The organism is Jonesia denitrificans DSM 20603 (genome assembly GCF_000024065.1).
Classification (GTDB): domain Bacteria; phylum Actinomycetota; class Actinomycetes; order Actinomycetales; family Cellulomonadaceae; genus Jonesia; species Jonesia denitrificans.
Window position 1 is genome coordinate 173,935 of sequence record NC_013174.1, and the last position, 26,019, is coordinate 199,953.

Annotated in this window: 26 protein-coding genes, 1 tRNA gene and 1 pseudogene; 14 read left to right on the forward strand and 14 right to left on the reverse strand. The window is 58.7% G+C overall.

Annotated elements, in window-relative coordinates; all coding sequences use genetic code 11:
- Positions 1 to 12 precede the first annotated feature (12 nt).
- Together JDEN_RS00815 and JDEN_RS12860 are read right to left on the reverse strand one after the other, a co-directional pair.
- Positions 13 to 420: a DUF2254 family protein gene (locus JDEN_RS00815; RefSeq protein WP_192940858.1), complete on the reverse strand. Its 408-nt coding sequence runs from the start codon at positions 418 to 420 to the stop codon at positions 13 to 15.
- 86 nt (positions 421 to 506) lie between these two features.
- Positions 507 to 1,700 (reverse strand): hypothetical protein, encoded by a 1,194-nt coding sequence (locus tag JDEN_RS12860; protein ID WP_049754383.1) that lies wholly within the window; start codon positions 1,698 to 1,700, stop codon positions 507 to 509.
- Between the two features lie 131 nt (positions 1,701 to 1,831).
- Here JDEN_RS12860 and JDEN_RS00830 point away from each other — a divergent pair, with 131 nt between their 5' ends.
- The 3 genes and pseudogenes from JDEN_RS00830 to JDEN_RS00835 all read left to right on the forward strand — a co-directional run bounded on the left by JDEN_RS00830 (position 1,832) and on the right by JDEN_RS00835 (position 3,342).
- Positions 1,832 to 2,371, forward strand: coding sequence for a peptidylprolyl isomerase (locus JDEN_RS00830; protein WP_012805943.1), 540 nt, complete (start codon positions 1,832 to 1,834; stop codon positions 2,369 to 2,371).
- Positions 2,372 to 2,511: 140 nt separating this feature from the next.
- A pseudogene (locus JDEN_RS14190) lies at positions 2,512 to 2,580 on the forward strand (hypothetical protein); the annotation flags it as partial.
- Positions 2,581 to 2,664: 84 nt separating this feature from the next.
- On the forward strand, positions 2,665 to 3,342 hold the full coding sequence (locus JDEN_RS00835; RefSeq protein WP_226926637.1) for a rhomboid family intramembrane serine protease: 678 nt from the start codon (positions 2,665 to 2,667) through the stop codon (positions 3,340 to 3,342).
- Positions 3,343 to 3,373: 31 nt separating this feature from the next.
- On the opposite strand, the gene JDEN_RS00840 is transcribed toward JDEN_RS00835, so the two are convergent.
- Entirely contained in the window at positions 3,374 to 3,637 is a 264-nt protein-coding gene (locus tag JDEN_RS00840; protein ID WP_012805945.1) for a cell division protein CrgA, read from the reverse strand.
- Between the two features lie 132 nt (positions 3,638 to 3,769).
- Here JDEN_RS00840 and JDEN_RS00845 point away from each other — a divergent pair, with 132 nt between their 5' ends.
- The 3 genes from JDEN_RS00845 to JDEN_RS14015 all read left to right on the forward strand — a co-directional run bounded on the left by JDEN_RS00845 (position 3,770) and on the right by JDEN_RS14015 (position 5,527).
- Entirely contained in the window at positions 3,770 to 4,531 is a 762-nt protein-coding gene (locus tag JDEN_RS00845) for a DUF881 domain-containing protein (RefSeq protein WP_012805946.1), read from the forward strand.
- A gap of 116 nt (positions 4,532 to 4,647) precedes the next feature.
- The gene (locus JDEN_RS00850; protein WP_012805947.1) at positions 4,648 to 5,283 is read left to right on the forward strand and encodes an anthranilate synthase component II; all 636 of its coding nucleotides are present in this window, start codon (positions 4,648 to 4,650) and stop codon (positions 5,281 to 5,283) included.
- A gap of 49 nt (positions 5,284 to 5,332) precedes the next feature.
- The gene (locus JDEN_RS14015) at positions 5,333 to 5,527 is read left to right on the forward strand and encodes a hypothetical protein (RefSeq protein ID WP_226926619.1); all 195 of its coding nucleotides are present in this window, start codon (positions 5,333 to 5,335) and stop codon (positions 5,525 to 5,527) included.
- A 205-nt stretch (positions 5,528 to 5,732) separates the two neighbouring features.
- Here JDEN_RS14015 and pknB read toward each other — a convergent pair whose 3' ends face one another.
- The 7 genes from pknB to JDEN_RS00890 are packed head-to-tail and all read right to left on the reverse strand — an operon-like array spanning position 5,733 to position 15,345.
- Positions 5,733 to 7,778, reverse strand: a complete 2,046-nt coding sequence (pknB, locus tag JDEN_RS00860) for a Stk1 family PASTA domain-containing Ser/Thr kinase (protein ID WP_012805949.1) — start codon at positions 7,776 to 7,778, stop codon at positions 5,733 to 5,735.
- Positions 7,772 to 9,499: a serine/threonine-protein kinase gene (locus JDEN_RS13315; protein ID WP_012805950.1), complete on the reverse strand. Its 1,728-nt coding sequence runs from the start codon at positions 9,497 to 9,499 to the stop codon at positions 7,772 to 7,774. Before JDEN_RS13315 ends, pknB begins: the two co-directional genes overlap by 7 nt.
- Positions 9,496 to 10,947, reverse strand: a complete 1,452-nt coding sequence (locus tag JDEN_RS00870; protein ID WP_012805951.1) for a peptidoglycan D,D-transpeptidase FtsI family protein — start codon at positions 10,945 to 10,947, stop codon at positions 9,496 to 9,498. The genes JDEN_RS13315 and JDEN_RS00870 overlap by 4 nt, the downstream gene beginning before the upstream one ends.
- Positions 10,944 to 12,635 (reverse strand): FtsW/RodA/SpoVE family cell cycle protein, encoded by a 1,692-nt coding sequence (locus JDEN_RS00875; RefSeq protein WP_012805952.1) that lies wholly within the window; start codon positions 12,633 to 12,635, stop codon positions 10,944 to 10,946. The genes JDEN_RS00870 and JDEN_RS00875 overlap by 4 nt, the downstream gene beginning before the upstream one ends.
- 3 nt (positions 12,636 to 12,638) lie before the next feature.
- Positions 12,639 to 14,141, reverse strand: a complete 1,503-nt coding sequence (locus JDEN_RS00880; RefSeq protein ID WP_012805953.1) for a PP2C family protein-serine/threonine phosphatase — start codon at positions 14,139 to 14,141, stop codon at positions 12,639 to 12,641.
- Positions 14,142 to 14,145: 4 nt separating this feature from the next.
- Positions 14,146 to 14,619 (reverse strand): FHA domain-containing protein FhaB/FipA, encoded by a 474-nt coding sequence (locus tag JDEN_RS00885; RefSeq protein WP_041287756.1) that lies wholly within the window; start codon positions 14,617 to 14,619, stop codon positions 14,146 to 14,148.
- Positions 14,620 to 14,628: 9 nt separating this feature from the next.
- The gene (locus JDEN_RS00890; RefSeq protein WP_012805955.1) at positions 14,629 to 15,345 is read right to left on the reverse strand and encodes an FhaA domain-containing protein; all 717 of its coding nucleotides are present in this window, start codon (positions 15,343 to 15,345) and stop codon (positions 14,629 to 14,631) included.
- 206 nt (positions 15,346 to 15,551) lie between these two features.
- On the opposite strand from JDEN_RS00890, the gene JDEN_RS00895 reads away from it, so the two are divergent.
- From JDEN_RS00895 to JDEN_RS00930, 8 genes are all read left to right on the forward strand, one after another.
- Positions 15,552 to 15,634 (forward strand) — tRNA-Leu (locus tag JDEN_RS00895).
- 178 nt (positions 15,635 to 15,812) lie between these two features.
- A complete protein-coding gene (locus JDEN_RS00900; protein WP_088585190.1) occupies positions 15,813 to 17,153 on the forward strand; it encodes a hypothetical protein in 1,341 nt (446 codons plus the stop codon).
- A 271-nt stretch (positions 17,154 to 17,424) separates the two neighbouring features.
- Entirely contained in the window at positions 17,425 to 18,024 is a 600-nt protein-coding gene (locus JDEN_RS00905) for a hypothetical protein (RefSeq protein WP_143713208.1), read from the forward strand.
- A 64-nt stretch (positions 18,025 to 18,088) separates the two neighbouring features.
- The gene (locus JDEN_RS00910) at positions 18,089 to 18,604 is read left to right on the forward strand and encodes a low molecular weight protein-tyrosine-phosphatase (RefSeq protein ID WP_041287759.1); all 516 of its coding nucleotides are present in this window, start codon (positions 18,089 to 18,091) and stop codon (positions 18,602 to 18,604) included.
- Positions 18,604 to 19,806, forward strand: a complete 1,203-nt coding sequence (locus JDEN_RS00915; RefSeq protein ID WP_049754384.1) for an App1 family protein — start codon at positions 18,604 to 18,606, stop codon at positions 19,804 to 19,806. Before JDEN_RS00910 ends, JDEN_RS00915 begins: the two co-directional genes overlap by 1 nt.
- 11 nt (positions 19,807 to 19,817) lie before the next feature.
- Positions 19,818 to 20,984, forward strand: a complete 1,167-nt coding sequence (locus JDEN_RS00920) for a pyridoxal phosphate-dependent aminotransferase (protein ID WP_012805960.1) — start codon at positions 19,818 to 19,820, stop codon at positions 20,982 to 20,984.
- A 284-nt stretch (positions 20,985 to 21,268) separates the two neighbouring features.
- Positions 21,269 to 21,526 (forward strand): helix-turn-helix domain-containing protein, encoded by a 258-nt coding sequence (locus tag JDEN_RS00925; RefSeq protein WP_012805961.1) that lies wholly within the window; start codon positions 21,269 to 21,271, stop codon positions 21,524 to 21,526.
- Positions 21,527 to 21,533: 7 nt separating this feature from the next.
- Complete coding sequence (locus JDEN_RS00930; RefSeq protein ID WP_012805962.1) at positions 21,534 to 21,995, forward strand: (deoxy)nucleoside triphosphate pyrophosphohydrolase; 462 nt, start codon at positions 21,534 to 21,536, stop codon at positions 21,993 to 21,995.
- Between the two features lie 8 nt (positions 21,996 to 22,003).
- Here the strand turns inward: JDEN_RS00930 and JDEN_RS00935 are convergent, their stop codons facing one another.
- From JDEN_RS00935 to JDEN_RS00950, 4 genes are all read right to left on the reverse strand, one after another.
- The gene (locus tag JDEN_RS00935; RefSeq protein ID WP_012805963.1) at positions 22,004 to 22,558 is read right to left on the reverse strand and encodes an NADPH-dependent FMN reductase; all 555 of its coding nucleotides are present in this window, start codon (positions 22,556 to 22,558) and stop codon (positions 22,004 to 22,006) included.
- A 143-nt stretch (positions 22,559 to 22,701) separates the two neighbouring features.
- Positions 22,702 to 23,556 carry a sugar phosphate isomerase/epimerase family protein gene (locus tag JDEN_RS00940; RefSeq protein WP_012805964.1) on the reverse strand — a complete coding sequence of 285 codons (855 nt, stop codon included), beginning with the start codon at positions 23,554 to 23,556 and terminating at the stop codon, positions 22,702 to 22,704.
- A 26-nt stretch (positions 23,557 to 23,582) separates the two neighbouring features.
- Positions 23,583 to 24,377: a bifunctional hydroxymethylpyrimidine kinase/phosphomethylpyrimidine kinase gene (gene thiD / locus JDEN_RS00945; protein WP_012805965.1), complete on the reverse strand. Its 795-nt coding sequence runs from the start codon at positions 24,375 to 24,377 to the stop codon at positions 23,583 to 23,585.
- Positions 24,378 to 24,424: 47 nt separating this feature from the next.
- Complete coding sequence (locus JDEN_RS00950; protein ID WP_012805966.1) at positions 24,425 to 25,882, reverse strand: hypothetical protein; 1,458 nt, start codon at positions 25,880 to 25,882, stop codon at positions 24,425 to 24,427.
- Positions 25,883 to 26,019 lie beyond the last annotated feature (137 nt).

The following is a 26,019-nucleotide window of genomic DNA, read 5'->3' on the forward strand; positions in this document are numbered from 1 at the left end:
CCCCCACCATAGTTAGCCTGTCAGGCCAGCTGGACGAGCATCGTCCATCAGGGTATCTAGCCGGTCGCATGCCTCCTCAAGTAGGCCTGCAAACGTTGGTAGCGCCCGCCCCAGCTCGTCATGGATAAAAGGACTCAACTGCTCCACCGCAACAAACTCCCCCAACACCACATGCAACTGCTGAACAACCTGCACCGCTGTGGCCGGATCATTCGTACTGGGAGACAACGCACGCTCAGCCACATCCACCAACTGGCGCACCCCAAACACCGGGTCCTGGCTAAACGTCCGCTCCAACCCCACCTCAATGGTCCCTCGCACCTGAGCCACCACATCGTCAGGCAACGGATCACCCCACCACCGCACAACTGGCTCCCACGGCGTTACATGCGTTCCCGAACGAGGAACCACCTCAGCCACCCCACCATGCGCCACACCTTCAGCACAGAGACGAATGGCCGGACACGTCACGTGCCCGGCCACCGCATGATCCCTGTGACAGACGACTACTTCGTGTCATCCTTCGTCGAGTCGGCAGCGCCCTTGGCTTTCTGGGTCGCGTCCTTCACTGAGCTCGAGGCGTCCTTCGCCGCGTCAGCAACAGAGTCAGCCACATCAGTTGCCGTGTCCTCAGCCTTGTCGGCAACGTTCTCAACCCCCGCTTTGTCCGCAGATGTTGGGTCGCTGACCTGCCCTTCGGCGTTCTTTGGCTTGGCGCGGGATCCGGAACGAGTTGTCTTCTTCGCTGATTCGCGAACCTCAGCGATCTTCTCAGATGCTTTCGCAGCAAGTTCCTCGGTGGACTTCTTCACGTCTTCCGATGCGTCCTTGGCAGCCTCAGCGAGACGTTCCGTGACTTCGTGCCCCTTGGCGTAGGTGTGACCAGCTGCTTCACCGACAGCTTCAGCTGCGTCACCGATCCTTGACTTTGCGGACCCCACCGAGTCAGAGAACCGCAGGTTGCTGTCGTCGTTCTCCCATGGCTCAGCCCACGGGTCAGTGGTGGGTTGGGAACGACGCCACAGCAAGTACGCTCCACCAGCGGCAGCTGCACCGCCAACAATGAGCCAGCCCTTACCGGACTTCTTTGACGACCGCTCTGCTTTGCGGGCGGCGTCAGATAGCTTCGCGGGGCCCTTCTTTGACGCCTTTTCCAATGACTTCGCAAGGTGTTTGGCTTGCTTAGCTGCACGTTTATTTGCGCGCTTGGACATTTTCTTTCCTGACGCTGCAGCAGCGGCGGCACCGGCAGTGGTGGCTGCAGCGATTTTCGCGGTTCGGGAGTCAATCGCTTCTCCCAACGCCTGACCATCAATTTTGTCAGCAGCGGCAGTCGCAGCAGCGGACGTTGCGGCAGCAGCCCGGTCTGCCGCATCGTTAAACGCGGCAACGAGACGAGGCAGCACATCATCGACGATCTTGTCATGTGCGACGCCTACTGCGGGAGTCGCTTTTTCGGCAACTTTCTCCACCCGTGGAGCTGCTGCCTTGACTGCTTCATTCCACGCCTGCTCAATTCGTGGGGTAGCCCACTCCACGAAAGCTTCGACCTTCGGGGTGCCCCAATCCTTCGCCCCGAGGGCGGCTTCCCGCGCCCGCACGGAAAAATCGTGCGCATAGTCGTGGGCGTGCTCCCTGACCTTGTCAGGATCTACAGCGTGTGAGGTGGCACGAGCGAACTTCTTCACATGGTCGGACACGAAGCACTCCTTTAGCGAGGGATCTGTTCTTATCCTTACTCTCTCACTTTGTTGGGCAGGTCGCATGGTAAAACACGAGATGTTCACGCCCTGACACCGCTGCCTGCCCGCATTCGTGAAAGAATAGAAGAATGTTTGCAACACTGCACACCACTGCCGGTGATATTCGAATTGAGTTGTTCCCCAACCACGCCCCCAAAACAGTTGATAACTTCGTTGGGTTGGCACGCGGAACAAAAACGTGGACGAACCCCACAACGGGAGAGGAAAGCAACGACCCGTTCTATGACGGTTTGATCTTCCACCGTGTGATCCCCAACTTCATGATCCAAGGTGGGTGCCCTTTGGGTACCGGTACAGGTGGGCCAGGCTACACCTTCAACGACGAGATCCACCCGGAACTGACATTCTCCAAGCCTTACCTCCTTGCTATGGCGAACGCGGGTAAGCGCATGAGCCCCATCACAGGTCAGCCTGCGGGAACCAACGGGTCACAGTTCTTCATCACCGTGGACCAAACCACCTGGTTGAATGGGAAACACACCATTTTTGGTGAGGTTGCCGACGATGCCTCCCGTGCAGTCATCGACGCTATTGCGGGCACCCAAACCCGTCCAGGTGACCGGCCTGTTGAGGACATTGTCATCAACTCGGTCACGATCGAGGACTAAACACACCGACGCATACATCCCTGTGGACGGTCACCTGTGCCGTGACCGTCCACAGGTGTATCCACGAATGTCACGCCGTGAATGGAGATACTGTGACCGGACCGGACTACGGGGCTGTACAACCTACTGACAGTGTCCCTGTGTGCAAAAACCACAGCGACCGTCCGTCCTACGTGCGCTGTCAGCGGTGTGGGCAACCTATATGCCCTGAGTGCACCCGCCAGGCCGCTGTTGGTGTGCAGTGCTCGCAGTGTACACAGGAGGGGGCACGTCAGGTCCGTACAGTGCGGACGGTGGCCGGTGCCACCATCACAGATACTCGCCCACTAGTGACCTACTGGATTATCGGACTCAGCGTAGCGACGTTCCTCGCACAAATCACACTCGGTTGGGACCAGTTCACCCAACACTTTGTGTTTGCCCCATTCTTAGGGCTGGACGAACCTTGGCGGTTTGTGACCGCTGCTCTTTTGCACTCCACAACCCGCTACTTCCACATTCTGTTCAACATGTGGGCATTGTGGGTTGTTGGGTCGCAATTAGAACTGATCCTTGGTCGGGCACGGTTCATCACGTTGTATGTGCTTTCCGCTATCGGAGGACACGTTGCCGTGGTTCTGCTGGCCTCGCCCGTCAACGAATCATGGTTCATCCCCACATTAGGAGCGTCAGGGGCAGTGTTTGGGCTATTCGGAGCACTCGTCCCTGTGATGAAACGAGTGGGAGCGGACCTCCGGGGCATTGCCGTGCTCATTGGGATCAACGTGGTTCTCGGATTCATCGTCCCGAACATCTCCTGGCAGGGGCACCTGGGTGGGCTACTCACGGGGGTGGTGTTGTCAGTGATTTATGTGCGCGCCCCCCAAGAACACAAGAAAAAGACCGCGATCATCGGCTCCGTTACCGTCGCGGTCCTTCTCATTACTCTTGCAGTTGTGCGTTATGCAGTTGTTGGCCAGCTCACGTCATAGAGTGACCTGGCTGTGCGCGCCCCCGGTGGTGTTAACGCCACCGGGTCGCGAGACCAAGCCCACCGAGCATGATGACAAACCCAACGGCAATGTTCCACTGACCAATCCACGGTAGTGGTAACCCGAGAGTTGCTGAGGTGAGGTAGTACACGATGACCCACAAACACCCAACGATGAGTAACGTCACCATCGTAGGGGCAAGCCATGCAGGGTTCCCCACCTGCTGGGGGGTGTGGTCAGCTTGTGTGACCTCGTCGTCTTGGTGACGCTTCTTCCGCGAGCGTGAAACCGGCACAATAAACTCCAATAATGAACGGAAACCTTGCCCAACAGCATACGGCACAGACCGTGTGAACTGTCAGCCGCTGGGGTGTACTACCCTGAGAACGACAGTGCTCTGAGAGCCTGAACTAACCCAAGGAACACCATGTCGTCTGCGATAACCACACGATCCGCTCGTATCCGCACTGCCGTGTCAGTGGGGGTGGTGCTGTTCCTTGCCCTGTGGATGATCCGCGCCAGCGCTGAGACAGCTGACAGCCAGAACACCAGGCAATCTGAAGGCCTCGCTGACCTCATTCGTACTGAGTCCACCCGCCAAGCTGATCTCATCACCACGTTGGGGGAACTGGAAACCTCAGTCGCGGACATGACCAAAATTGCCGAAACTACACTGCCCACGCTTCCTACCAATGTAGAGAAAGCAACGGCGTTGTCATTGGGAATGCAAGAAGTCACCGGACCTGGTGTGCGCCTAGCCATGTGGGACGCCCCGCAAACAGAAGACAACCTTGCCCGTTTCACCCCAGACGACCTGGTTGTTCACCAGCAAGACCTGCAAGGGGCTATCAACGCACTGTGGGCCGGCGGCGCAGAAGCAATGACGCTGCAAGGACAACGGGTCACTCCAACCACAGCTTTCCGATGTGTGGGAAACGTCCTGCTTCTTCACGGACAGGTGTACTCACCCCCGTTCGTGGTCGAAGCGGTGGGTGACCCATCCGCCTTGACGGAGGCTGTTGATAACTCTCCGGTCCTTCAGGTGTACCAACAGTACGTGGATGTTGTGCAATTGGGGTGGGAGTTCGCAGAGCAAGAATCGGTGACTGCACCAGCAGCCTCTCGTGCCCCCTCCCTCAAATACGCGACAGTACCGGAGGACACAGACCTGTGGCAGGTCGCTGACTAAAGAACGGTCAGCACCCCACCTTTGGGCACGCTCGCGTTATGATCGTGTCACTTTCTTTCCCGCGCGGTGTCACCCCGCCGCTCGTCACATCGACGGTTCCTGTTTGGGAGGGCACTATGGTCTCAATTTTGGTTATCGACAACTACGATTCGTTTGTGTACACGATCGTGGGGTACCTCAACGAGCTGGGGGCCACTACCCATGTCGTGCGTAACGATGCGGTACCCCACGTGGCGGACCGCGCCACCTACGATGGGATTCTCGTGTCCCCGGGGCCGGGTACCCCCGCAGCCGCAGGCGAGTCCATGCAGGTGATCCGCGACTGCGCAGCCACCGGAACCCCCATGTTGGGTGTGTGTTTAGGACACCAAGCGTTAGGTGAAGTGTTTGGTGGGACGGTCACGCATGCGCCGGAACTGATGCACGGGAAAACAAGTCCGGTCACCCACGACGGTACAGGCGTGTTCGCTGGGTTACCTTCCCCCTTCACAGCGACCCGCTACCATTCCCTCGCCGTGGTCAACGGGACCGTCTCCGACGATCTTGTGGTCACAGCCCAGGTGGAAACCGAGTCCGGCCCCATCATCATGGGATTACAGCACCGCACACTGCCGTTGCACGGGGTGCAGTTCCACCCAGAATCAGTTCTCACTGAAGGTGGACACCGCCTGCTAGCAAACTGGTTGGAACTGTGCGGATCAACTGATGCGGTCGCAAAATCAGCAGGAATGGCACCTCTGGTTCGTTCCTGAGGGCCAGCGGCCTGATCGCAGTGGTCGAAATACGGTCTACCGTATGAGTATGAGCGAACGCTATCTCCACGGTAAACCCGTGACTGATGAGCAGATTCAAGCATGGGCTGATGAGGCAGAAGCTGGGTACGACCCAAACAAACTGCGGCTAGCGCGGAGTGCTTTGCGCGACCGCTTCGAGCGCGAACACTGTGACTGCGGTGAGTACAACACGGAAACTGCGCAGGAGAACGAACAGCAGTGAGCGGTCAGACCAACCAGCGGTGAGGACGCAGAGTTGCCAGCGGTGACGGCAGATTCGCCACCCCCCCAATCCGCTTCTGAACACACGTACCCGGCAGAGCCAGGGAACGGGCTGATTTCTCCACACAACAGCAAGGGCGGTGCACCTAGTGGTGCACCGCCCTCATGTATGCCGTGGGCGAAGGAATCAGGACAAGACCTGGTGACTAGTCGTCATCCTCTCCGCCCTGGTCTCCATTTCCCCAACCACCATCACCCTCATCACCGTTTCCGGGGTTCTGGTTTTCGGGGCCCTTGGACACAATGACTTTCACTTCACTACCAACATCGCGTTGTTGACCAGCATCAGGTTCTGTGCGCATCACCTGGCCAGCTGGCACACCATTGTCAAAGACTTCTTCCACGCGAGGAATCAAACCAAGCCGGAAGAGTTCCCCTTCAGCCGACGCACGGTCCCAACCAGTGAGGCTAGGCACCGTCACCTGTTGGATTTCCACCTTCTTCGCAATGGTCAAGGTGATGGTGCTTCCCTGGTCAACAGCACCTGGTCCAGGTGATTGCTTGAGGATCGTTCCTTTCTCAGCGTCTTCGCTTTCTTCTTCAACGGTTTCAACACGCAACCCGAGTTCAGTGAGTTTCGCTTTCGCTTCCTCTAGGTTCATCGGGGTCACATCAGGGACCTCAACCTGCCCATCAGAGATGAACAATTTCACCGAAGCGCCACGTTCCAGGGACGTCCCGGCAGCCGGGTCAGTCCGGGTGACATCACCCTTAGGAATGTCCTTTGAATGCTCGGATGTAGCACCGCCAGACACATCAAGGCCAGCGCTCTCCAACGCATTGATTGCCTGATCCTGGGACATCCCTTGAACGTCAGGGACAGACGTCGCATCAGGACCAGCAGAGAACCACAACTCCACCTCAGTGGCAGGGTCAACCTCTTCATTGGCGGGAGGGTTCGAACGAATGAACACACCCTCCTCAATCTCGGAGGACTTCTCAGTGGCCACCAGCGGAGACTTCGTGAAACCAGCTTCAGTCAGTTCCGTTCGTGCTTCCTCAACTGTCATTCCCGTCAAATCAGGCATGGTGACAGGCTCTGCGTCCTTGTTGCCACCCCCACCCAACAACGAGAAGCCAATGATGGCAAGCACAGCAATAACAGCGACCACCACAAGCGTCCAAATGATCTTCCGCCTGTTATTGGTTTCTTCCTCGTCATCCTCCACATCAAGCACACCACCCTGTGGGGTGGTCTGCCACGGGGCAGGGTTCTGGGCCGGTGGAACCGGAGAACCAAACACCTGGGTTGCAGCAGCCGCAGGAGAAAGAACCTGGGTTGCTTGCGCATCGGCAGGAGGAACAGCACCAAACGCCTGCGTTGCAGCAACCGTCTCCCCACGGGCCGCGGCTTCTAACGCAGCACGGAACTCAGCGGCCGTAGCAAACCGGTCATCCCGGTTCTTCGCCAATGCCCGTAACACAATAGAATCCAGCACCGCAGGAACATCCTGCGCAACCTTGCTCGGTGGAACAGGCTCCTCACGAACATGCTGATACGCCACCGCAACAGGAGAATCACCCACAAAAGGTGGGCGCCCAGTCAACAGTTCATACAGCAAACATCCCGTGGAATACAGGTCAGAACGCGTGTCGACTGTCTCACCACGTGCCTGCTCAGGCGACAAATACTGGGCAGTACCAATCACCGCCTGCGTTTGCGTCATCGCTGACGAATCCGCCAACGCCCGCGCAATACCAAAGTCCATGACCTTGACTGCACCCGTTGACGTGAGCATCACGTTCGCGGGCTTAATGTCACGGTGGACAATGCCCGCATGGTGCGAATACTCCAGTGCAGACAACACACCAGCAGTAATTTCGATCGCCTCATCGATGGGCACGGCCGCGCCGTCACGCAAAATGTCACGAACCGTGTGACCCTCTACGTACTCCATGACAATGAACGGCACGTGCGCAACACCGCCACCAGACTCAGCTGACGTGTCCTCACCTGTGTCATACACAGCCACAATCGCAGGGTGGTTCAATGACGCCGCAGCCTGAGCTTCACGGCGAAAACGGGCTTGGAACGATGGGTCACGAGCCAGGTCAGAACGCAAAATCTTAATCGCGACGGTCCGACCGAGACGATTATCGCGCCCAATGTGGACCTCGGCCATACCGCCGCGGCCAATGAGCTCGCCTACCTCGTATCGTCCCGCCAGAGTGCGGGGGGCGGGGTTTACCACTGCACGTCCTTACCTGTGAGGGTGACACCAAAAGAGCCACCAAGAGAATCGTCATGTTGCGATGTCGGCAATGCTGAAATGAATTCTACTGGGCGCGTCCAGTAAGGAACATGGTCAGCAGAACCTGTTGTGGAGGCACCTGGACTCACCAAACCCTTGATCAGCGTGGCCAACATGATGAGAGCCACCACTGTGATGAGCCCCAACGTGAACCACCCAAGACTACGCACCCGATCCAACAAACCTTGAGAACCAGGTGGAACACGAGACGGCCGGGACGAAGAACCACCAAGTCCCCCCGACTGTGCGTGCGGAATGCGACCGCTGCCAGACCCAGCCGAGGCAGAGCCTGCGGTGCGGGCCGCCGCCCGCGCATCGTTGATTCGGGCGTTCCGCAAATCAGAGAGTTGACCACGCGGACGGGTAGCACCCAACTCGTCATAGTCCGCAGGATTCAGACGAGGGCGAGATGATGCCGGAGCTGACTGTGCCGACTGGGCTTGTGCGTTGAGCTTTGCCGCCTGGTGGGCTCGCCGCGAATTTGAGGACGACGGACCTCGTTGCCCCCCACCGCTTGCGTCGCGTTGACCGGGACGCCGATGCGACGCACCAGCCGGGGCGGACGAAGAACCAACTGGAGTGATCGGGGAGTCCACCCCTGCTCCAGCAGCCGGCCGACTCTGAGGAGTAGCGCGCGCTGGAACGCTACCAGGGCCCCCGTCCGTGAACGGAGAGGACGGAGCGACAGCACGCTCAGGTCGCGGGCCAGTGTGATCAACTGACGGTGCACTGTGTGGGGGACGGCGGAGAATCTGAGGACCGGTGTCCTCAATGACGTGATGACGTGTCGGATCCAACGCAAGATGATCGGGTTTCTTCCCCACCGGCCACGGGTTGTCCGCAATAGTGCGGGCAATATCCTCAAACGTGTGGGCAAGTGCGGCGCCCGACCGTGGGCGCTCCAACGGATCCTTGGCCAGCATCTTCATAATGATGGCTACCAAATCTGGGTGCACATTCTTCGGAAGTGGGGGCACCGCCTCATTGACATGCGCGACCGCAATATCAACCGGGGTCTTCCCCGTGAATGGACGGTTCCCTGCAACTGCTTCGTAGGCAACAATCCCCAGAGCATAAATATCCGATGCCCCGGTCGCTGGCCGGCCAACAGCCTGCTCTGGCGACAAATACTGGGCTGTTCCCATCACCATCCCAGCAGCAGTCATGGGGATTTGATTTGCGGCTAATGACACCCCAAAGTCGGTGATTTTTACTTCTCCGGTGTGCTCCAACAAAATGTTGCCAGGTTTAATGTCGCGGTGAACGACCCCACCCACATGTGCAGCGTGCAGTGCCCGCGCCGTTTGGGCGAGGATCGACAAAAGACGGGCAGCAGGCAGAACAGGTTCACGCTCTAACAAGTCAGACATGGGTTCGCCGCCGACAAGTTCCATGACTAAGTACGCGGAGCCGCCCTGTTCGCCGTAGTCATACAACTGAGCGATGTTCGCGTGGGACAGCGACGCAGCGTTGCGGGCTTCAGTGCGGAAACGTGCCAAGAAGTCTGGGTTTCCCACGAACTCCGGTTTGAGCACCTTCACGGCAATGTCTCGTGCGAGTGACTCGTCGCGAGCTACCCACACTTCGCCCATGCCGCCGACCGCGATCTGGCGCACGAGCCGGTAACGGTTGTTAAACGCTACCCCTGGTGCGGCCTTCACTGGGAAATCACCGCCTCCATGATGTGGCGGGCAATGGGGGCCGCGACCGCACCTCCGGTCGCCTCAGAACCAGCGGAACCACCATTTTCGACAACGACAGCCACAACGACTTGTGGGTTGTCTGCCGGGGCGAATGCCGTGAACCAGGCGTGAGCGGACGAGTCCCCACCAGTTTCGGCAGTTCCGGTTTTCCCTGCCACATCGACCCCGGAAATTTGGGCGGCTTTCCCCGTTCCATCGCGAACCACAGAGGTCATCATGCGAGTCAGTTGGTCAGCTGTGCTCTGCGAAATTGGTGTTCCGTAGCGCTGTGGTGACGTGGTCGACATGACCGATAAGTCAGGGTTTCGTACCTGGTCAATGAGGTATGGGGTCATCAGTTCGCCACCATTGGCGATCGCAGATGTCACCATTGCAACCTGCAGTGGGGTGACTCGAACATCTTGCTGCCCAATAGCTGACAGTGCGGTCTGAGCGTCGTTCTCGTTTTCTGGGTACCGCGAAGCGGTCACAGTCATGGGGACGCGAATGCTGTCACCAAACCCGAAGGCTTCCGCCTGGTCGGAGATCTTCTGTTGCCCCAGTTCATTGCCCAGGATCGCGAAGGAGGTGTTGCAGGAAATTTTCAGTGCATCGGCAAGCGGCATGGTGTCGCCGCTGGTGCAGGACGCCCCACCAAAGTTTGGTAGATCAGTTTGCGTACCAGGTAACCGGTAGGTCACAGGCGCTTCGATCGCGCTGTCTTCCGTGTAACCATTTTCCAACGCTGCTGCAGCTGTCACGAGTTTGAACACCGATCCTGGTGGATATGTGTCGCCAGCAATCGTGCGGTTAATAAGTGGCTTGTCGGGATCTTCTAGCAGCGAGTTGTAGGACGCTCGGACATCAGCACTGGAGTGAGTGGCCATCGTATTGGGGTCAAACGACGGGGATGACACCATGGCGAGGATAGCCCCTGTGGTGGGGTCTAGTGCCACGGCGGCCCCGCGTTGCCCTCCCAGCGCGTCCCACGCGGCTTGCTGGGCTACCGGGTTGATTGTGAGTTCCACTGCGGACCCCTGTGGGTCCTCACCGGTGATGAGATTTTCCAGGCGGGCCCAGGCAAGAGAGTCCGAGGACCCGTTGAGGTATTCGTTTGCTGCTAGTTCGATGCCGGTTCGCCCGTACACCACGGAGTAGAACCCGGTGATAGGTGCGTAGAGTTCGCCTTGGGGGTAGGTTCGCTGGTATTTGAACGCGTCGTCGATTGGTTCGGTGGACGCGATTTCCTCTCCTGCGACAATGATTGCGCCGCGGTTTGTCCCAAATTCACGGTACAGCGACCGGACGTTGCGGGAATCGGCGTTCAGTTCCGGTGCTTGCACAAAGGAAATCCACGTGGATGACGCAAACAGGGACAAGAACAAGACGAGAGCGATGACGGATACTCGGCGGATCGGTTTATTCACGCGTCATCCCTCCTTGTCTGGTCGATGTGTTGAGTTGCTTGGGAGTCGTTGGGTTGAGGGGGTACCACCGGGATTTCGACAGGTGTGACTACAGGAAATCCTGATGCTGCAGTGGACGGTCGATGAGTGTCGTGGTCGGCGGGGCTTGTGTGCTCAGGTTGTGGCGAGGAGGTGCCCGGTGTTGGCGGTGGTTGGGTGGAAATCAGTTGGGTTCCTGCTTGATCGAGTTGTTGCATCCACTGCACGTGCTGTGTATCTTGCGCGGCACGGTCGTGTGGGTCTACTGCCTCAACCGTGTCGGAGTTGTTGGCAACCGAGCGTTTCCTGACTGGCAGGTCGTCCACTGACGATGCGCCACGCAAGGGGAGTGGGGAGGGGCGCCGTGCATTGTCTGAAATCCGCAGCAGGAGTGCCACAATCACCCAGTTGGCGAGGAGGGACGATCCGCCGTAAGCAACAAAGGGTGTGGTTAAACCTGTCAGCGGGATGAGTCGAGTGACACCACCGATGACCACAAAGAGTTGCCATGCAATGACGAAAGCCAACCCGGAGGCGAGGAGTTTTCCGAACCCATCTCGGGTGCCTAGTGCGACCCGAAAGCCACGTTGCACAAACAGCATGTACACCAACAGGATGGCGAACAACCCCATGAGGCCGAGTTCTTCGCCGAGTGAGGCGTAAATGAAATCGGAGTAGGAGTAGGGAACAATCCAGGGGCGTCCTTCGCCGAGGCCGGTTCCGGTGAGTCCACCTGACGCCATGCCAAACATTCCGCGTACGAGTTGCCCGGAACCTCCGACGGCTTGGTTGAAAATTTCGTTGTCCAGTGCGTTGAGCCACGCTGCGAAGCGGGCTCGGACGTGACCAAATTGGCTGAGTGCGGCCACGACACCCACACTGAACATGCCTAAACCGATGAGAATCCAGCTGACTCGTTCGGTGGCGATGTAGAGCATGGCAACGAACAAACCAAAGAACAGCAGGGAGGTTCCCAGGTCGCGTTGCATGACGAGAATGACAATGGAGACAGCCCACACGAGGATGATTGGACCAAAGTCGCGCATTCGGGGGAGGTGGATACCCCACACTTTGGGTCCGCCGAGTGCAAGCCGGTCTCGGTTTTCGACGAGGTAGCCAGCGAAGAAGATCGCGAGCATGATCTTGGAGAACTCAGCTGGTTGAAGGGAGAACGGCCCGATGTTGATCCAGATTTGGGCGCCGTTGATTCTGCTTCCAATTCCCGGCATCAATGGCATCATCGCAATGATGAGGGCCGCAAGCATCGTGACATATATGTAGCGACGGAGGATGCGGTGGTCTCGGACCACGATGAGGACGATCGCTGCTGCGAGGATACCTAACGCTGTCCATCCCAGCTGTTTGGTGGCGAGTGTTGCGTCGGTGGCCTGGTCAATACGGAAAATCATGGCCAAGCCAATGTTGTTGAGAACAAAGGCGAGCGGGAAAATGAGTGGGTCTGCGTAGGGAGCAAATTTTCGGATCACAAGGTGGAGTCCCACCCCGAGCCCGCCCATGGCCGCAATGAACGGAATGATCCCGGCTGGGATGGCGTCGTTGAGCGCAAAACCGATGATTGTGTACGCGGCTACGCCGATTCCGAGGGCAACAAGAACAAGGAAAAGTTCGCTGCCACGGCGAGTGCGTACCTGTGGCGTGTCGATGCTCACTGGTCAGCTCCCTTCGCTGGTGGCTGGTGCCTTCGTGTCGGTGCTGCTGGAAGGTTCAGTTGTGGAGTCGGGTTGGGGTGTGTCCGGCTCCGTGGTGGTGTCAGGGTTGGTGCCCGCCTCTGGTGCTGGTGTGATCGACTGTGCGAGTTCTTCGACGCGCGCTTTGGCGTCATCCAGTGATTGTGCTCTGACGGTGGAGTGGACTTTCCCTGCTTCAAACGCGCTCAGTTCGTTGACTGGGACGTCAGAGACGTCGATCACTGACGATAGGTGAATCGGCCCTACTGATTGCGGGAATCCGTTGAAGATGGCGACTTTCCCGTTGTAGGAGCCAACAAAGTATTGGTGCGATCCCCACCAGTAAGCGCCGTAGCCAGCTGAGGCGAGGAGCGCGAGGATGAGGAATGTGTTGATGAGGGTGCGTACAGCTCCACGTCGCCGTGGTTGGGCGGGAACCATGACGTCATCGATGTCGACGTCTTCACCGGAGTCGGCGGATCGCGCGCCGGTGGGGGAGTCGTCTGTGATTGCGGCGAGGTCAGTGTCGCTGAGCTGGAGTGACCCGGTGTGGGTGTCAGGTTCGGCGTCACCGCGGCGTATCGCTTCTGCGCGTTCGATGACGGCGACCACGGCGTCGTGGGCTTCGGTGAGGAGTTGCTTGCTCTCTGATGATGCGCCGCCCTCGTCGAGGGCTGCAGGAAGGTCTTCACCGTAGGCGATGGAGCCGACGGCGATGGCTGCGGGAAGGTCTCGGTCGGGCAGGGGGCTGTCAGGTGCGTCTGTGTCGTAGATGTCCGCGACAACGCAGGTGATGTTGTCGCTGCCTCCACCGCGCAGTGCGAGTTGAATGAGGTATTCGGAGCAGAGTTCGATGTCTTGGACGTCTCGCAGTGTTTGTTCCATGGTTTCGAACCTGACGAACCCGGAGAGCCCATCTGAGCACAGGAGCCACCGGTCTCCGGGGCGGGCTTCTCGGATGGAGAGGTCGGGGACGAGGTCGAGTTCGAAGTCTCCGAGTACGCGCATAACGACGGAGCGTTGTGGGTGTGTTTCTGCTTCGTCGGGTGTGATTTTTCCGGCGTCGACAAGGTGTTGAACGAAGGTGTGGTCTTTGGTGACTTGGGTGAGTCGACCGTCACGCAGGAGGTAGCCGCGGGAGTCGCCCATGTGTGCCATGGCGAGTTTATTTTCGCCAAGAAGGAGAGCGGTGACGGTGGTGCCCATGCCAGCAAGTGAGCGGTGATCGCGAGCTTGGGTGACCAGGTCGATGCGCGCACGTTCGACTGCTTCGCCTAACCGTTCCAGCATGGAGGATGTGTCTACTGGTTCGTTGTTGAGGGGAGCGATGGAGGCGACACACAGCGCCGATGCAACATCACCGCCTGCGTGTCCCCCCATACCGTCGGCGACCAAGAGGAGGCGTTCTCCTGCGAACGCTGAGTCCTGGTTGTTGGCACGCACGAGACCCACGTCGGAGCGTGTGGAGTACCTCAATGCAATTGTCACGGACTCACCTTTGCAGTTCGATCGTGCTCTGTCCCACCCGAACTGGTTTTCCCGTGGGCAGAGGTGTCGGTCCTGTGACTTTCTCCTTGCCCATGAATGTTCCGTTCGTTGACCCTAAGTCTTCAACAAACCAGGCGTCAGACTGGGGAAACACGCGGGCGTGCCGTGAGGACGAATAGTCGTCTTCGAGGACGAGTGTGCAACTTGGTGAGCGTCCAATGAGGATGGCGGAGGAACCCAGTGGGATTGTGGTGCCCGAGAGGGGTCCTGAGGTGACAACGAGCCGTGTGGGTCCTGCAGTTTTTCGGCGGGTTGGGGTGGGGGTCACAGGGGCGGTTGCGGCGGGAACTGCCGCGGGGGATGTGGGGATGCGGGTTCCGTACAGGTCAGAGCGCAACACTCGGACAACAAAGTAGACAAATGCCCATAGCAGAACAAGGAATCCCAGCCGTAGCAGGGTCATCGTAAGTGCGCTCATGTTGTGCGGTCACCTGTCTCCACGAGAGGAATCATCGGTCACACCTGACCAAAACATGATGCGTGTCCGACCGATGGTTAAGGAGTTTCCATCGAGCAAGGTGGCGGCGGGTACTTGGTGGCCTTCGACGTAGAGGCCGTTAGTGGACCCGAGGTCAGTTGCGATCACTCCTTGTGGGGTGACCGAAATTTCCAGGTGCCGCCGGGACACTCCGGGGTCATCGACGACAATGTCTGCTTCTGAGCCTCGGCCAATGATGGTGACTGGACCGGTGAGGAGGTAGCGTTGCCCGTCGATGTCAAGGAGGGGGTGGCGTGAGCTGCGTGGGTCGGCGGGACCGGGGGCGACATTTCCTCGTAGGGTGGAGGAGCGGACGGTGAAGTGCCCGGTTTCGAGGCCTTCGGTGAGTTCGAAGCTCACGACCACTGGCCCGACGAACGCATAGTGTTGTGAGGCGGCGTACTCGGTGACGTTGACGGCAAGTTCGTCTGCGAGCATTTCAGCGCCCCAGCTTTCGACTTGTTCAAAGTCTGCTTGGGACAGTTCGATGGTGAAGTCGTTGGGGACGACTGTGCGGGAACGGTCGAATACTGCAGCGCGGTCGTCGACCTCGCGGCGCAGCGCAGTGGCTAGGTCGACGGGTTTGATGTCAGATCGGAACACCTTTGAGAAGGTGCTGTTGACTGCGCGTTCAACGCGCTGCTCGAACTTGTCGAGGAAACTCATCGGTCCCTCCTTTCGCGGGTGTCGCCGATCATCGGTGTGATAGCAGTCTGACAGAAGCCTACGCGGTGTTCGCGCTTACGCGCACAACCTGTGGAAGAACTCCACCAAACGAGCAAGGATCGTTACGTTGTATGTTACTTGCGCCTCACTGCTGTTGGGTGATGCGGAAAGGTGTGGGCGAGCGTGGTAAAGTTCTGACAGTTCGAGCGTGTGTGGCGGAATGGCAGACGCGCTGGCTTCAGGTGCCAGTGCCCGCAAGGGCGTGGGGGTTCAAGTCCCCCCACACGCACAGTGACAGGTGGAGATCCTTGATGGGTCTCCACTTTTGTTGTGCCCTGGTGTGGTTGTGTGACATACCGGCCACGGGGGGTGCATGGGGAGACCTCCACGTTTGGGCCACAGGCGGCTCGTTCGCCGATACCCTGATCAGGCTAGTACTTCTCCCCCTGAGGCTCGAGATTTCCATCATGTCTGCTTTGGATCACCACCCCCGATATCAGGCGTTCATGCCACCTGATGGCGTGGACGAGGACACTGTGCCAGTTCGACGTGCCCCGGAGTCACCGGATATCGCTGATGACACTCTTGCGCGGTCTGCGTTGAACGCGGTGAAGGTGCGTACCGATGCCCCGGAGACTGTTGTTGATTCTCCTCCGATGGGTGTGCCTCAGTTTGTGATTCCAGCACCGGGTGCGGTGAGTGATGCGCCCACGCAGGATCTTCCGATGGTCAGTGATCCTGCTACTGAGCCTGTTGCTGCGTCTGATAATGGGGTGTCTGCGGCCCGGTCGGTGCGTACGCCGTGGGCGGCTGCGGTGATTGGTTTGGTTGCGATTGCGGCGCTGTTGGGTGGCATTTTTGTGTTGCGGTCTGCGCTGCTCAGTCCTACTGCTGTGGTCAGTGACTACCTTGATGCGCTGGTTGAGGGGGACGCCCGACGGGCGTTGGAGTTGTCAGCGTCGACAACCAAGGACGCGGATTCGTTAGCTCGGCAGGCGCTGCGGAACTATCGCCATATTTCTGGCCGTCCCACCGACTTCTCGATTGTTGACACTGAGGAAGAAGGATCATCGGCACTGGTGACGGCGAAGGTTACTCAGGATGGTTTGCCGTACACGGTGGAGTTTTCACTCCACAAGGACCCGACTGCTGGTGGCATTCTTGACCGATGGGTGCTTGACGCCGGGTTAGAACGCCCAGTGACTATTACCTTGACGTCCGAGCGTGCTGGTGTGAGTTCTCGAACTGCGGTCATTAATGGCGGTGAGGTGCAGTCCACAACTGCAGGGGAGATCACGCAAACAATTTTGCCGGGAATGTATGCAGTTGATGGGCCACAGCGTGGGCGTTACTTTGATTATGGTGAGACCCAAACGTTCCTTGCTGGGGTGCAGGATGATTCACACGCGGTGACACTTGCTGAGCGACCGACGAAGGCGCTGGAAGATGACGCACGCAGGGTTGCTCAGGACATTCTTGATCAGTGCCTGACGACCTTGGCTGGCAAAGAGTGCCCGAACCAACCAGGTGAGTTAGAGGTTCCTTTGTCGGACGTGGAGAAATTCACGTGGACCCCGACGGCTGAGAAGTTCGAATTAGATCCGGCGTCGTTAAGTTTGACGTATTCAGCGAAGCTGTCTTTGTGGTACACCTACCCGCAGGAAGTGACGCAGTACAACTCACGGATTTGGGCCTGGGAAACGGTCACCCGCTATGAGTCTGTGACGGTGTCACGGCGAGGGTCTGTCGGATGGTTGATTTCGATTGACCCCGCTCGTGAATCCTTGTCGTTGGCGCATTGGGACTGATCGCACCGTTGTGATGAAGAAAGTTCCGCACCCCCGTTTTTTCTCTGTTGAGCATTGTCGTGTTTCTCCTCTGCGGGCGCGTCAGTGGCGTGTGTGGCTGTGCTGCGTTGTGGCGTGTGTAGTGACCAGTGTGACCGCGTGTGCCGCCACGGGTGGATCTGACCCGGAGCAGAGCGGGACATCTCTATCCGAGTCTGGAACATCTCAGCCGGACCCTTCGGCAGCGGACCCCGCCGAGGCGGATGGTTCACAGCCTGAGGACAAGCACATCGTGAGTCCTGTGTTTGTGCCGTATGTGGGTATTGAAACGTGGCCGCGGCAGGCTCGGCTTGAGGCTGCACTCGACAAGGTTGTGGTGCCATCTGTGTTTCGCCGGCATTATGACCAGTCTGTGCTGGAGGTTGTTGGGGCTGCAGCAAATAGTGTGGCGCGTGTGCAGGCGAGTGTGACGCCGTTGCATGGGCGGCGTCAGGGGGATGAACTTGCGTACTACCGGCCGTTGAGAGCGGTGTTGTCTGATCGGTTGTGGGCTGACCTTGATGACCATGTGGCTGATGGTGTGGCGGGGGAGTCAACGGTGGTGGGGGCGTTGGTTCCGCAAACGGACCGTGATGGTGTGTGGGCCACGATTGATGGGGTGTCTTACCGGTCAACGGGTGTGCTTGAGGTGCGTTTTTGGGGGATCCCGCGGTTTGCGATGTCGGGTGATCGACCGCAAATCACGTTTCCTTTGGATGTGACAGCGCATGCTGAAGAGGGCAAGATTGGGTACTCGTCAGAGTTCACCGCCACGATGGAGTGGACTGGGGGACGGTGGGTGCTGGTGGACTGGGCGGTGGCGCGAACATCGGAGTTAACAGTCCTTTCGTGAGGTGCCCTGCTACATTGGCATTGACTGTGGCTGCGAGGAATGAGGAGCGGGCGTGTACCGGGTAATGATGGTGTGTACAGGCAATATTTGCAGGTCACCCATGGCGCAGTTCGTTCTGGAGTCGAAGCTTGAGCGGGTTGGCCTTGCGCATACGGTGGTTGTTGATTCGACGGGAATCAGCGATGAAGAAGCGGGGAACCCGATTGATCATCGGGCGCGGCGCACTCTTGCTGCGGCGGGTTATGACAGTTCGAGGATTATTGAGCATCGTGCCCGGCAGTTGGAGGGTGAGGATGTTGTGGGGAACGACCTCATTCTTGCGATGACCACTGCGCATGCTCGTGCGATTCGTCGGTTGGGTGATATTTCTGGGGTTCCAGAAGCAACTGATCATATTCGTATGTTCCGGTCGTTTGACCCGTTTGCCCCGGCTGCTGTGTCGTTTCACGATGAGTTTCTTCTTGATGTGGCCGATCCCTGGTACGGGGGGATGAAAGACTTTCAGGTGTGTTTGGAACAGGTCGAAACAGCAACTGATGGGCTTGTGGAGTTCCTGATCCAAACCGTGGGCAAGGGGTAGTGGTGGTTTCTGTTGGGCCGATTTCTTCTGGTCGTCGTCAGCCCACGAGTAAACCGTATTGGGCGCGCCGGGCTGAGGTGCGCATTGTGCGGTGGTCTTCCCATGTTTTCCGTCGTCTTGGGTGGCGTGAACGTATTGAACCGTTTGTTGGGTACGGCGCTGCCCCCGATGTGGTGAGTAAGACGAGTCCTGATCATGCGCAGTATCGCCGTGTGTCAGAGCAGGGCGAGGTGCTTCCCGCGTGGGAAGGGCAGGACGCCGGCTGGGTTCGCGTGTTAGCGCGGGTGATGTTGTCGCCTAAGCGCAGGGTGTTGTTGCGGCGCACCTCTGTTCCGGGTCGCGCTGAAGCGTTGCGGGCGATGCGTGGGTGGCGAAACTTCTTTACCGTGCAGGCTCCTGGTGTCACGGTGACGGTGGAGGTTGCCGGTCACCGGTATTTGGTGCGTTCTGATCCGGGTGGCTACATCGATGTGGTCATTCCTAGCCGCGCAGAAGCGGGGTGGCACGAGGCGGTGATGACGACTGCCCATGGTGGTCAGGCCACGTTAGGGGTGCGGGTTCTCGGGTCGGGCACGTCGGTGGGGTTGGTGTCTGACATTGATGACACGGCCATTGTGACGTCATTGCCGCGGCCGTTGTTGGCGATATGGAATTCCTTCATTCTGCATGAAGATGCGCGGACTGCAGTTCCGGGAATGGCACGGTTGTACCGCCAGTTGGGTTCTCACCATGAGGATTTCCCGGTGTTTTATTTGTCGACGGGGGCGTGGAATGTGGTTCCGACGATGCTACGGTTTTTCGCCCATCATGGGTTTCCGCATGGTCCGATGTTGATGACTGATTTTGGTCCGACGAACACGGGGATTTTTCGGTCGGGGCGGGAGCATAAGGAACGGTCGTTGCGGCGATTGGCGCAGGATTTCCCTGCGGTGAAGTGGTATTTGGTGGGTGATGATGGCCAGCATGATCCAGTGATTTATCGGGATTTTGCTACGGAGTTGCCGCAGCATGTTGCGGCGATCGCGATTCGCCAATTGACGTTTAGTGAGGCGGTGTTGGCCCACGGGTTACCGACGGCGACTTATGCGAATAAGGCTGCGGAGGAGTCCGTGGAATCTCCAGCGGTGGAAACGGTGTTTGTTGTTGGTCCTGATGGGGATGCGTTAGCACGTGCGATGCGGGAGCGTGGCGTGCTCGGTTGATGGGAGCAGGCATGAAGGTGTCTCGTCGTTCGCAGGTGCCGCCGTTTTCGGTCATGCAGATTATTGCGCAGGCGCGGGAGCGTCATGCTGGCGGGCACCCGGTGATTAATTTGTGTGCGGGGGAGCCTGCTGCTGGGGCGAGCGCTGTGGTACGGCAGGAGGCGGCTCGGGTTCTTGAGTCTGGCGATTTGGGGTATACCCAGTCGTTGGGTGTGCCGCAGCTTCGCGAGGCGTTGGCTGCCCATTATGCCCGGTGGTACGGCGTTGAGGTGGATCCGCAGTGCGTTGCGATCACAACGGGATCTTCGGGCGGGTTTGTGCTTGCTTTTCTTGCTGCTTTTGATGTGGGCGATCGGGTGGCGGTAGCGCGGCCTGGATATCCGGCGTATCGCAATATTTTGGTGTCGTTGGGTATTGAGGTGGTGGAGTTGCCGTGTGGGTTGGGTACGCGGTTTCAGCCCACTGTCGCCCAGTTGGATGAGGCGCACCGGCGTTCTCCTCTTGCGGGTGTGGTGATTGCGTCTCCGGCGAATCCGACGGGGACGATTATTGATCCGCTGGAGTTTCAGGCAATAGTGGCGTGGTGTGCCTCGCATGGGGTGAGGTTGGTGAGTGATGAGATCTATCACGGGGTGGTGTTTGAGGAGTCTCAGCCGGTGGTGACGGCCGCTGGGTTCCGGGATATGGGTGCGATCACGGTGTCGTCGTTTTCGAAGTATTGGGCGATGACGGGGTGGCGGATCGGGTGGTTGGTGTTGCCACAGGACATGGTGGCTACTGCTGATGCGCTGGCGGGGAATGTGTCGTTGTGTCCGCCGGCGTTGTCGCAATTTGCTGCGGTGGCTGCGTTGTCGGAGCAGGGGTATGCGGCGGCGCAGGTGGATGTGGAGATGTATCGGCTGTCGCGTGAGGTGGTGCTTGATGGGTGTGGGCGGTTGGGGTGGTCGCGGGTGGCTCCGGCTGATGGTGCGTTCTATCTGTATGCGGATGTGTCTGGTTCGGGGTTGGATTCGGTGACGTGGTGTGAACGGTTGTTGGTGGAGGCGGATGTAGCGATGACGCCCGGGGTCGATTTTGATTCTGAAGCGGGACGTGATTGGATTCGTTTGAGTTTCGCTAACCGACCTGAGGTGATGAGGGAAGCCCTTGAGCGGGTGATTTCCTGGCAGAACCGGTGATTGTTGAGTGTTCAATTTCTGTCTCAACGGGTGAAGCGACGTCAATTATGACGCAAATCTGAGTGTGACTTGCATCACACCGGGGGGCGAAAGTGCCCCCCTAAATGAGTGCAAAAAAGACTTATTAACTCGATATGCACGCCGATGTATGAACATACCTGATGATGGGTGAAAAATCTGGGCCATGATTCCTAGTGAGGGTACAGCCGCTCAGGACGTGCGCTCGTCACCGGAGGGGGCTCCAGTTGCAAGACTGGGCGCCGGCGAAAAATAGGAGGAACACCATGAGCACAATCGAATCAATCAATCAGGAACTGGACTCAGACGTCAAGGCTAAAGACCTCACACGGCGTGAGCGCATCGTCTTGGCGAACCTGCGTGAAGATGTCACCCTGGAGCAGATCGCGTCCAAGTTGTTCGTGACTCGCAATACGGTGAAATCTCAAGTGCGGAGCGTGTACCGCAAGATTGGCGTGTCCACCCGGGCAGATGCCGTTCAGTGGGCTCGTGCTGCAGGAATCCAGAGCGACAACGACAAGTGATCACCGCATGCATGATGCGGTGACATCACCCATACAGACAGTGCCACGCAAGCTTGTTGTTGCGGCTGCGATCGTCGATGATCTCAGTGCACCAACGCAAATGCTTGCTGCGCGGCGGCAACGTCCCAAAGAGTTAGCAGGTCAGTGGGAGTTCCCTGGGGGCAAAGTTGACCCCGGGGAGACCCCGACTCAAGCGCTGCACCGCGAACTGTGTGAGGAACTGGGCGTGGTTGTTGAGTTAGGCCGGGAAGTTCCTGGCCCCGACAGGGGTGCCTGGACCATCACGGAACGTCACGACATGCGCCTGTGGCTCGCTCGTGTTGTGGAAGGAACACCACTTCCACTCATCGAACATGACGAGTTGCTCTGGCTCCCAGCCACGCGGTTCCTCACCGTGCCGTGGCTGGAAGCAGATGTGCGCATCGTCCAGCACCTCGCATCCGACATCTTCGCAACAGAACCGGCTTAAGCGCGGACTTACACAGTCGCGGGTTGTGCGGCTGCGTGCGTGATGACAGCGTCAAGGAACTGCTCAAACTCGGCACGAAGTTCTTCCGATGCAGGGTGACCGTTCTCATCGAAGGTTCCCTCACCGACGTGCACGTTCAGCTGACGTTCCATGACGTTAGCCGTCCCGAATTCAAGGATGTCGCGCAACAAGGCACCGGCTTTTGCGCCACCGTGTGGGGCAATGGACGCCGTGGTCACCGCTGTGGGTTTGCCAGCGAAGGAATGCTGACCCCAGGGGCGCGAAGCCCAGTCGATCGCGTTCTTCGCTACCCCAGAGTAGGAATCGTTGTACTGCGGAGTCGCAACAATCACAACATCAGCATCTTCCACGCCCGCTTTGAGGTTCCGTGCCACCGGTGGCATGTCCGCGTCATGGTCTGGTGAGTACAACGGAAGCGCGTCAATGCTGATTTCGGTGAAGGTGACGTCTTGTGGAGCCAACGCGATTAGAGCGTTGAGAACTTGACGGTTGATCGATGCGCTCGACAACGACCCGACGATGTACCCGATGGTGACACTCATGTGGAACCCCTTTGTGCGGTGGCACGAAGCACCTGCTTCGTGTTCTCTCACAGAATTAACCTATCCGGGTACACACCTATTTCCGCACGTCGCGTGAAGTCTCTCACATGCGTGAGAAGCAATCATTTCGTCGTGGCGTTGCCCTACCAAGCATCGGTGGGGCGTTCGTTCGCGTGCTCTTCCAACGACACCACCGGGACCGGTGTTGGGGCACCGGCGATTGCTGCGCGTGTGAACTCTAGTGCTTCTCGAACCATAGCCACACGGTGGGCGGCGTTATCAGCCTTCCTGGTCCCAATTTCCACGGCGATATCACCGTGCCAATGTTGCTGGACAAGATGTTCAATGACTTCCCGGCACGGTTGCACACCCACACCAGGGACAAGGTGCTCATCCTTGGAAGAACCAGAGGAATCAGCCATGTGAATGTGCCGTACGGTGTCACCTAACTGCCGGACAAGATCCAGGGAATTTTGCCCTGCAGCCCCTGCGTGAGATAAATCCACAGTGACGGCTGGGTAGTGTTGGGTGAGCAAGTCCCAATGTGGCAAGTAGGCGATGTGGTCCTTGCGTTTGGACCGCCACGGGTACATGTTCTCCACCGCGATCGTTATCCCCGTAGCGCCAGAGAGCGCAGCAACGTGGTCAGCGAAAGTATCCGCGTACTTCGATTGCCACGCGAAGGGTGGGTGAACAACAACCGTCCCTGCGCCCACCTGCTCTGCCAGGTGCACGGCTTTTTCCAGCTTATGGGCGGGCCTGACCCCCCACACGCTTTGTGACACAACAAGTGATGGTGCGTGAATAGAGGTGATGGGAACGTTGTAGTGCTGGGAAAGGTTGAGAAGTTTGACGGGGTCCTGAGTGACAGACTCTGACCACACCATGACTTCGACGCCGTCGTATCCCAGCCGCGCGGCCAGCTCAAACGCGAAATGGGCGCGACGTGGAAACACAGAGGCGGTCGACAGAGTGACGTTGATGCGGTGGCCTGTCATAGTTCCAGCCTAATCGTCGGAGGTTGTTACAGCGCGCCTTGCCAGACTGACGCAAACGGTGCGTTTGATTCTACGCGGTGCTTGATACCCTGCGTGACAAGGTCTTTTGCGACTCGGACGGCGTCTGTGATGGGTTGCCCTTTAGCAAGTTCCGCCGTGATCGCAGCAGCGAAAGTGCACCCCGCACCGGACACGCGTTCCTCACCAATTTTCGGTTCAGAGAAAATAGTGACGTCAGTTCCGTCGAACAGGACATCGACTGCGTACTCACCAGGAAGTTCAACCCCACCCTTCACAACCACGTACGCTGGGCCTAACGCGTGGATGCGGCGCGCTGCTTCGATGAGGTCATCAACAGTGTCGATGGTGTCCATCCCGGACAAGGTGAGCGCTTCAAAATGGTTTGGGGTCACAACGGTTGCACGAGGCACAATCTTCTCCCGCAATGCGGTGTCCGTGTCCAGTGCCGCGCCTGGTTCTTGCCCCTTACAGATCAGTACAGGATCAAGAACGATGTGATCCCACGGTTGGGCGGACAACGCCTCAGCGACCGTGTCGATTGTTGCTGGTGTCCCCAGCATCCCAATCTTCACCGTGCGCAGTGTGTGCACGGAGGTTGCTGCCTCAATTTGGTCCGCAATAACCTGAGGGTCCACGGGAACAAAGCGGTGTGCCCAGTTGTGTGCCGGATCGAAGGACACAATGCAGGTCAACGCGCCAATACCGTACACGTCTAGTGCCTGGAAAGTTTTCAGGTCAGCCTGAATACCTGCGCCGCCCGACGCCTCTGAACCAGCAATAACAAACGCGGTGTCCACCATTGTCAACGCCCCTCGGTTTCTTTTCTCACGGTTCGTGCGTGAGCAGTTTACAGGGGAACATCCACCACTGGTGACACCACCGACAACGCGTGAGTGGTTAACGCGACTGTTGCAGCAGTCCACGCCAAGGGAGCGACCGCAGAGGGGGAACCGTCCGACAGGACCTTTTCCGTCAAAGTACCGGTTGAGGTCCGGTGACGGCCCAGCCACGTCAACCGGTCTACTGCACGTGTTCGCGCATCGAGAGTAGGAAGATGCGCTTCCACCAAGGCAAAAACAGCCGTCTCCGGAGTCCATGACACCCCATCACGGTGCCAATCTTCCCCAGGGGTTAACCCGCCAGCAGGTTGACGCAGCACCTCACCTGCCCGCACAAGTGCCTCACCAACCCCCGTCGGGTCAGGGCAGGCCCGCGTGTACGGCGGGCAAAGAAACGGAATCGCACAATCCACGGTATACCCGTCCGCGCGGCGCGGATAACCGCGCGACCCAAAAGCGCTGACCACATACTGGGCAACAGTTTCGGCGGCACGCGCGCACTCGCGTGCCCGTGCCTTATCCCCCAACTCGGCATGGAGCACAGCAAGATGTTGCAGGCCAGCCAACGTGGGAGCGACCGTCCCAAGTGTCACCGTGTTCTCACGAATCTCCCAATAGTCCGACGACACCGGGACCTGCCCGTTAGTGATATGCACACCATGAAGCAACGTCGCGGTGAGCCGATGTATAAGCGGCTCATACCGGCGTACAAACTCGCCCCGTGAACGAGCCCACGGGCGCACATCGGCTGTTTCACCCACCGTAAGAGTCGGATCCGAACCGTCAGCAAGCGGCTGAGTGAACCCATGCTCGGTGATCCACCCCAACGCCCACGCCGTCCACCCCAACCCGTCAAACTGGGGCGCACGGTCGTCCGGGGCCCCCCGTGCATCCAAGGTATAGCGAGCCTCAAACCAACCGCGGGCAGTGCGCGGCACCCGGGCCAAAAAATCTAACGCCCGCTGCGCACGGTTCACATCACCCGCAGCAGCAAAGGCCACAGCAATATGCGCCGTGTCGCGGGGCCACACATAACGCCACAGAGGTGTCCACCCAGCGACCGGAGCCTCAAGCCCTTCACTGAGCACAAACATGTCCAGGTAAGCGTCACGGATGAGATCAGCGTGGGCTGAGTCGCGAGTCCACGGTGCCAACGAAGCCAACCACTGCGCTTCCCGGGCCACCAACTCGGCAGGGTTGTGCGCGTTCATCGCAACGCGAGTGCCCGGAATCACCTCAGAAGGATCGCTGACCGCAACCCGTGCCGTGTCAGTCAAGAAAGCAACAGTGTGAGCGTGAAGTGGTTTCTCCGCGAGGGTCGCAAATGTGGGGCCACTTCGCGGCCACCACAACCCTGCGGCACCCAACGATGACGCCCCTAATGCAAGTGCCCCACCGATCAACACCGTTCGGCGCGACACACGCGGTTGCCCAGGCGAGGGCGGCGTCAACGGTGACGGGGACACGGGAACTCCAAAAACTCATGGCGGACCCACCGGCGGGGTGGTACCGACACTCTACCGGAGGATGTGCACAGCTGGAAATAACCGGACAACCGTACCGACACGCTCGTGATCGACCCCGGTCTGCCAGCGGAAATGGT

Coding starts and splice junctions, on each gene's coding strand:
- JDEN_RS00830 (WP_012805943.1), top strand. CDS start 1,832: ATGTTTGCAACACTGCACACCACTGCCGGTGATATTCGAATTGAGTTG.
- JDEN_RS00845 (WP_012805946.1), top strand. CDS start 3,770: ATGTCGTCTGCGATAACCACACGATCCGCTCGTATCCGCACTGCCGTG.
- JDEN_RS00850 (WP_012805947.1), top strand. CDS start 4,648: ATGGTCTCAATTTTGGTTATCGACAACTACGATTCGTTTGTGTACACG.
- JDEN_RS14015 (WP_226926619.1), top strand. CDS start 5,333: ATGAGCGAACGCTATCTCCACGGTAAACCCGTGACTGATGAGCAGATT.
- JDEN_RS00885 (WP_041287756.1), bottom strand. CDS start 14,619: ATGAGCGCACTTACGATGACCCTGCTACGGCTGGGATTCCTTGTTCTG.
- JDEN_RS00890 (WP_012805955.1), bottom strand. CDS start 15,345: ATGAGTTTCCTCGACAAGTTCGAGCAGCGCGTTGAACGCGCAGTCAAC.
- JDEN_RS00900 (WP_088585190.1), top strand. CDS start 15,813: ATGTCTGCTTTGGATCACCACCCCCGATATCAGGCGTTCATGCCACCT.
- JDEN_RS00910 (WP_041287759.1), top strand. CDS start 18,089: ATGATGGTGTGTACAGGCAATATTTGCAGGTCACCCATGGCGCAGTTC.
- JDEN_RS00920 (WP_012805960.1), top strand. CDS start 19,818: ATGAAGGTGTCTCGTCGTTCGCAGGTGCCGCCGTTTTCGGTCATGCAG.
- JDEN_RS00925 (WP_012805961.1), top strand. CDS start 21,269: ATGAGCACAATCGAATCAATCAATCAGGAACTGGACTCAGACGTCAAG.
- JDEN_RS00930 (WP_012805962.1), top strand. CDS start 21,534: ATGCATGATGCGGTGACATCACCCATACAGACAGTGCCACGCAAGCTT.
- JDEN_RS00935 (WP_012805963.1), bottom strand. CDS start 22,558: ATGAGTGTCACCATCGGGTACATCGTCGGGTCGTTGTCGAGCGCATCG.
- JDEN_RS00940 (WP_012805964.1), bottom strand. CDS start 23,556: ATGACAGGCCACCGCATCAACGTCACTCTGTCGACCGCCTCTGTGTTT.
- thiD (WP_012805965.1), bottom strand. CDS start 24,377: ATGGTGGACACCGCGTTTGTTATTGCTGGTTCAGAGGCGTCGGGCGGC.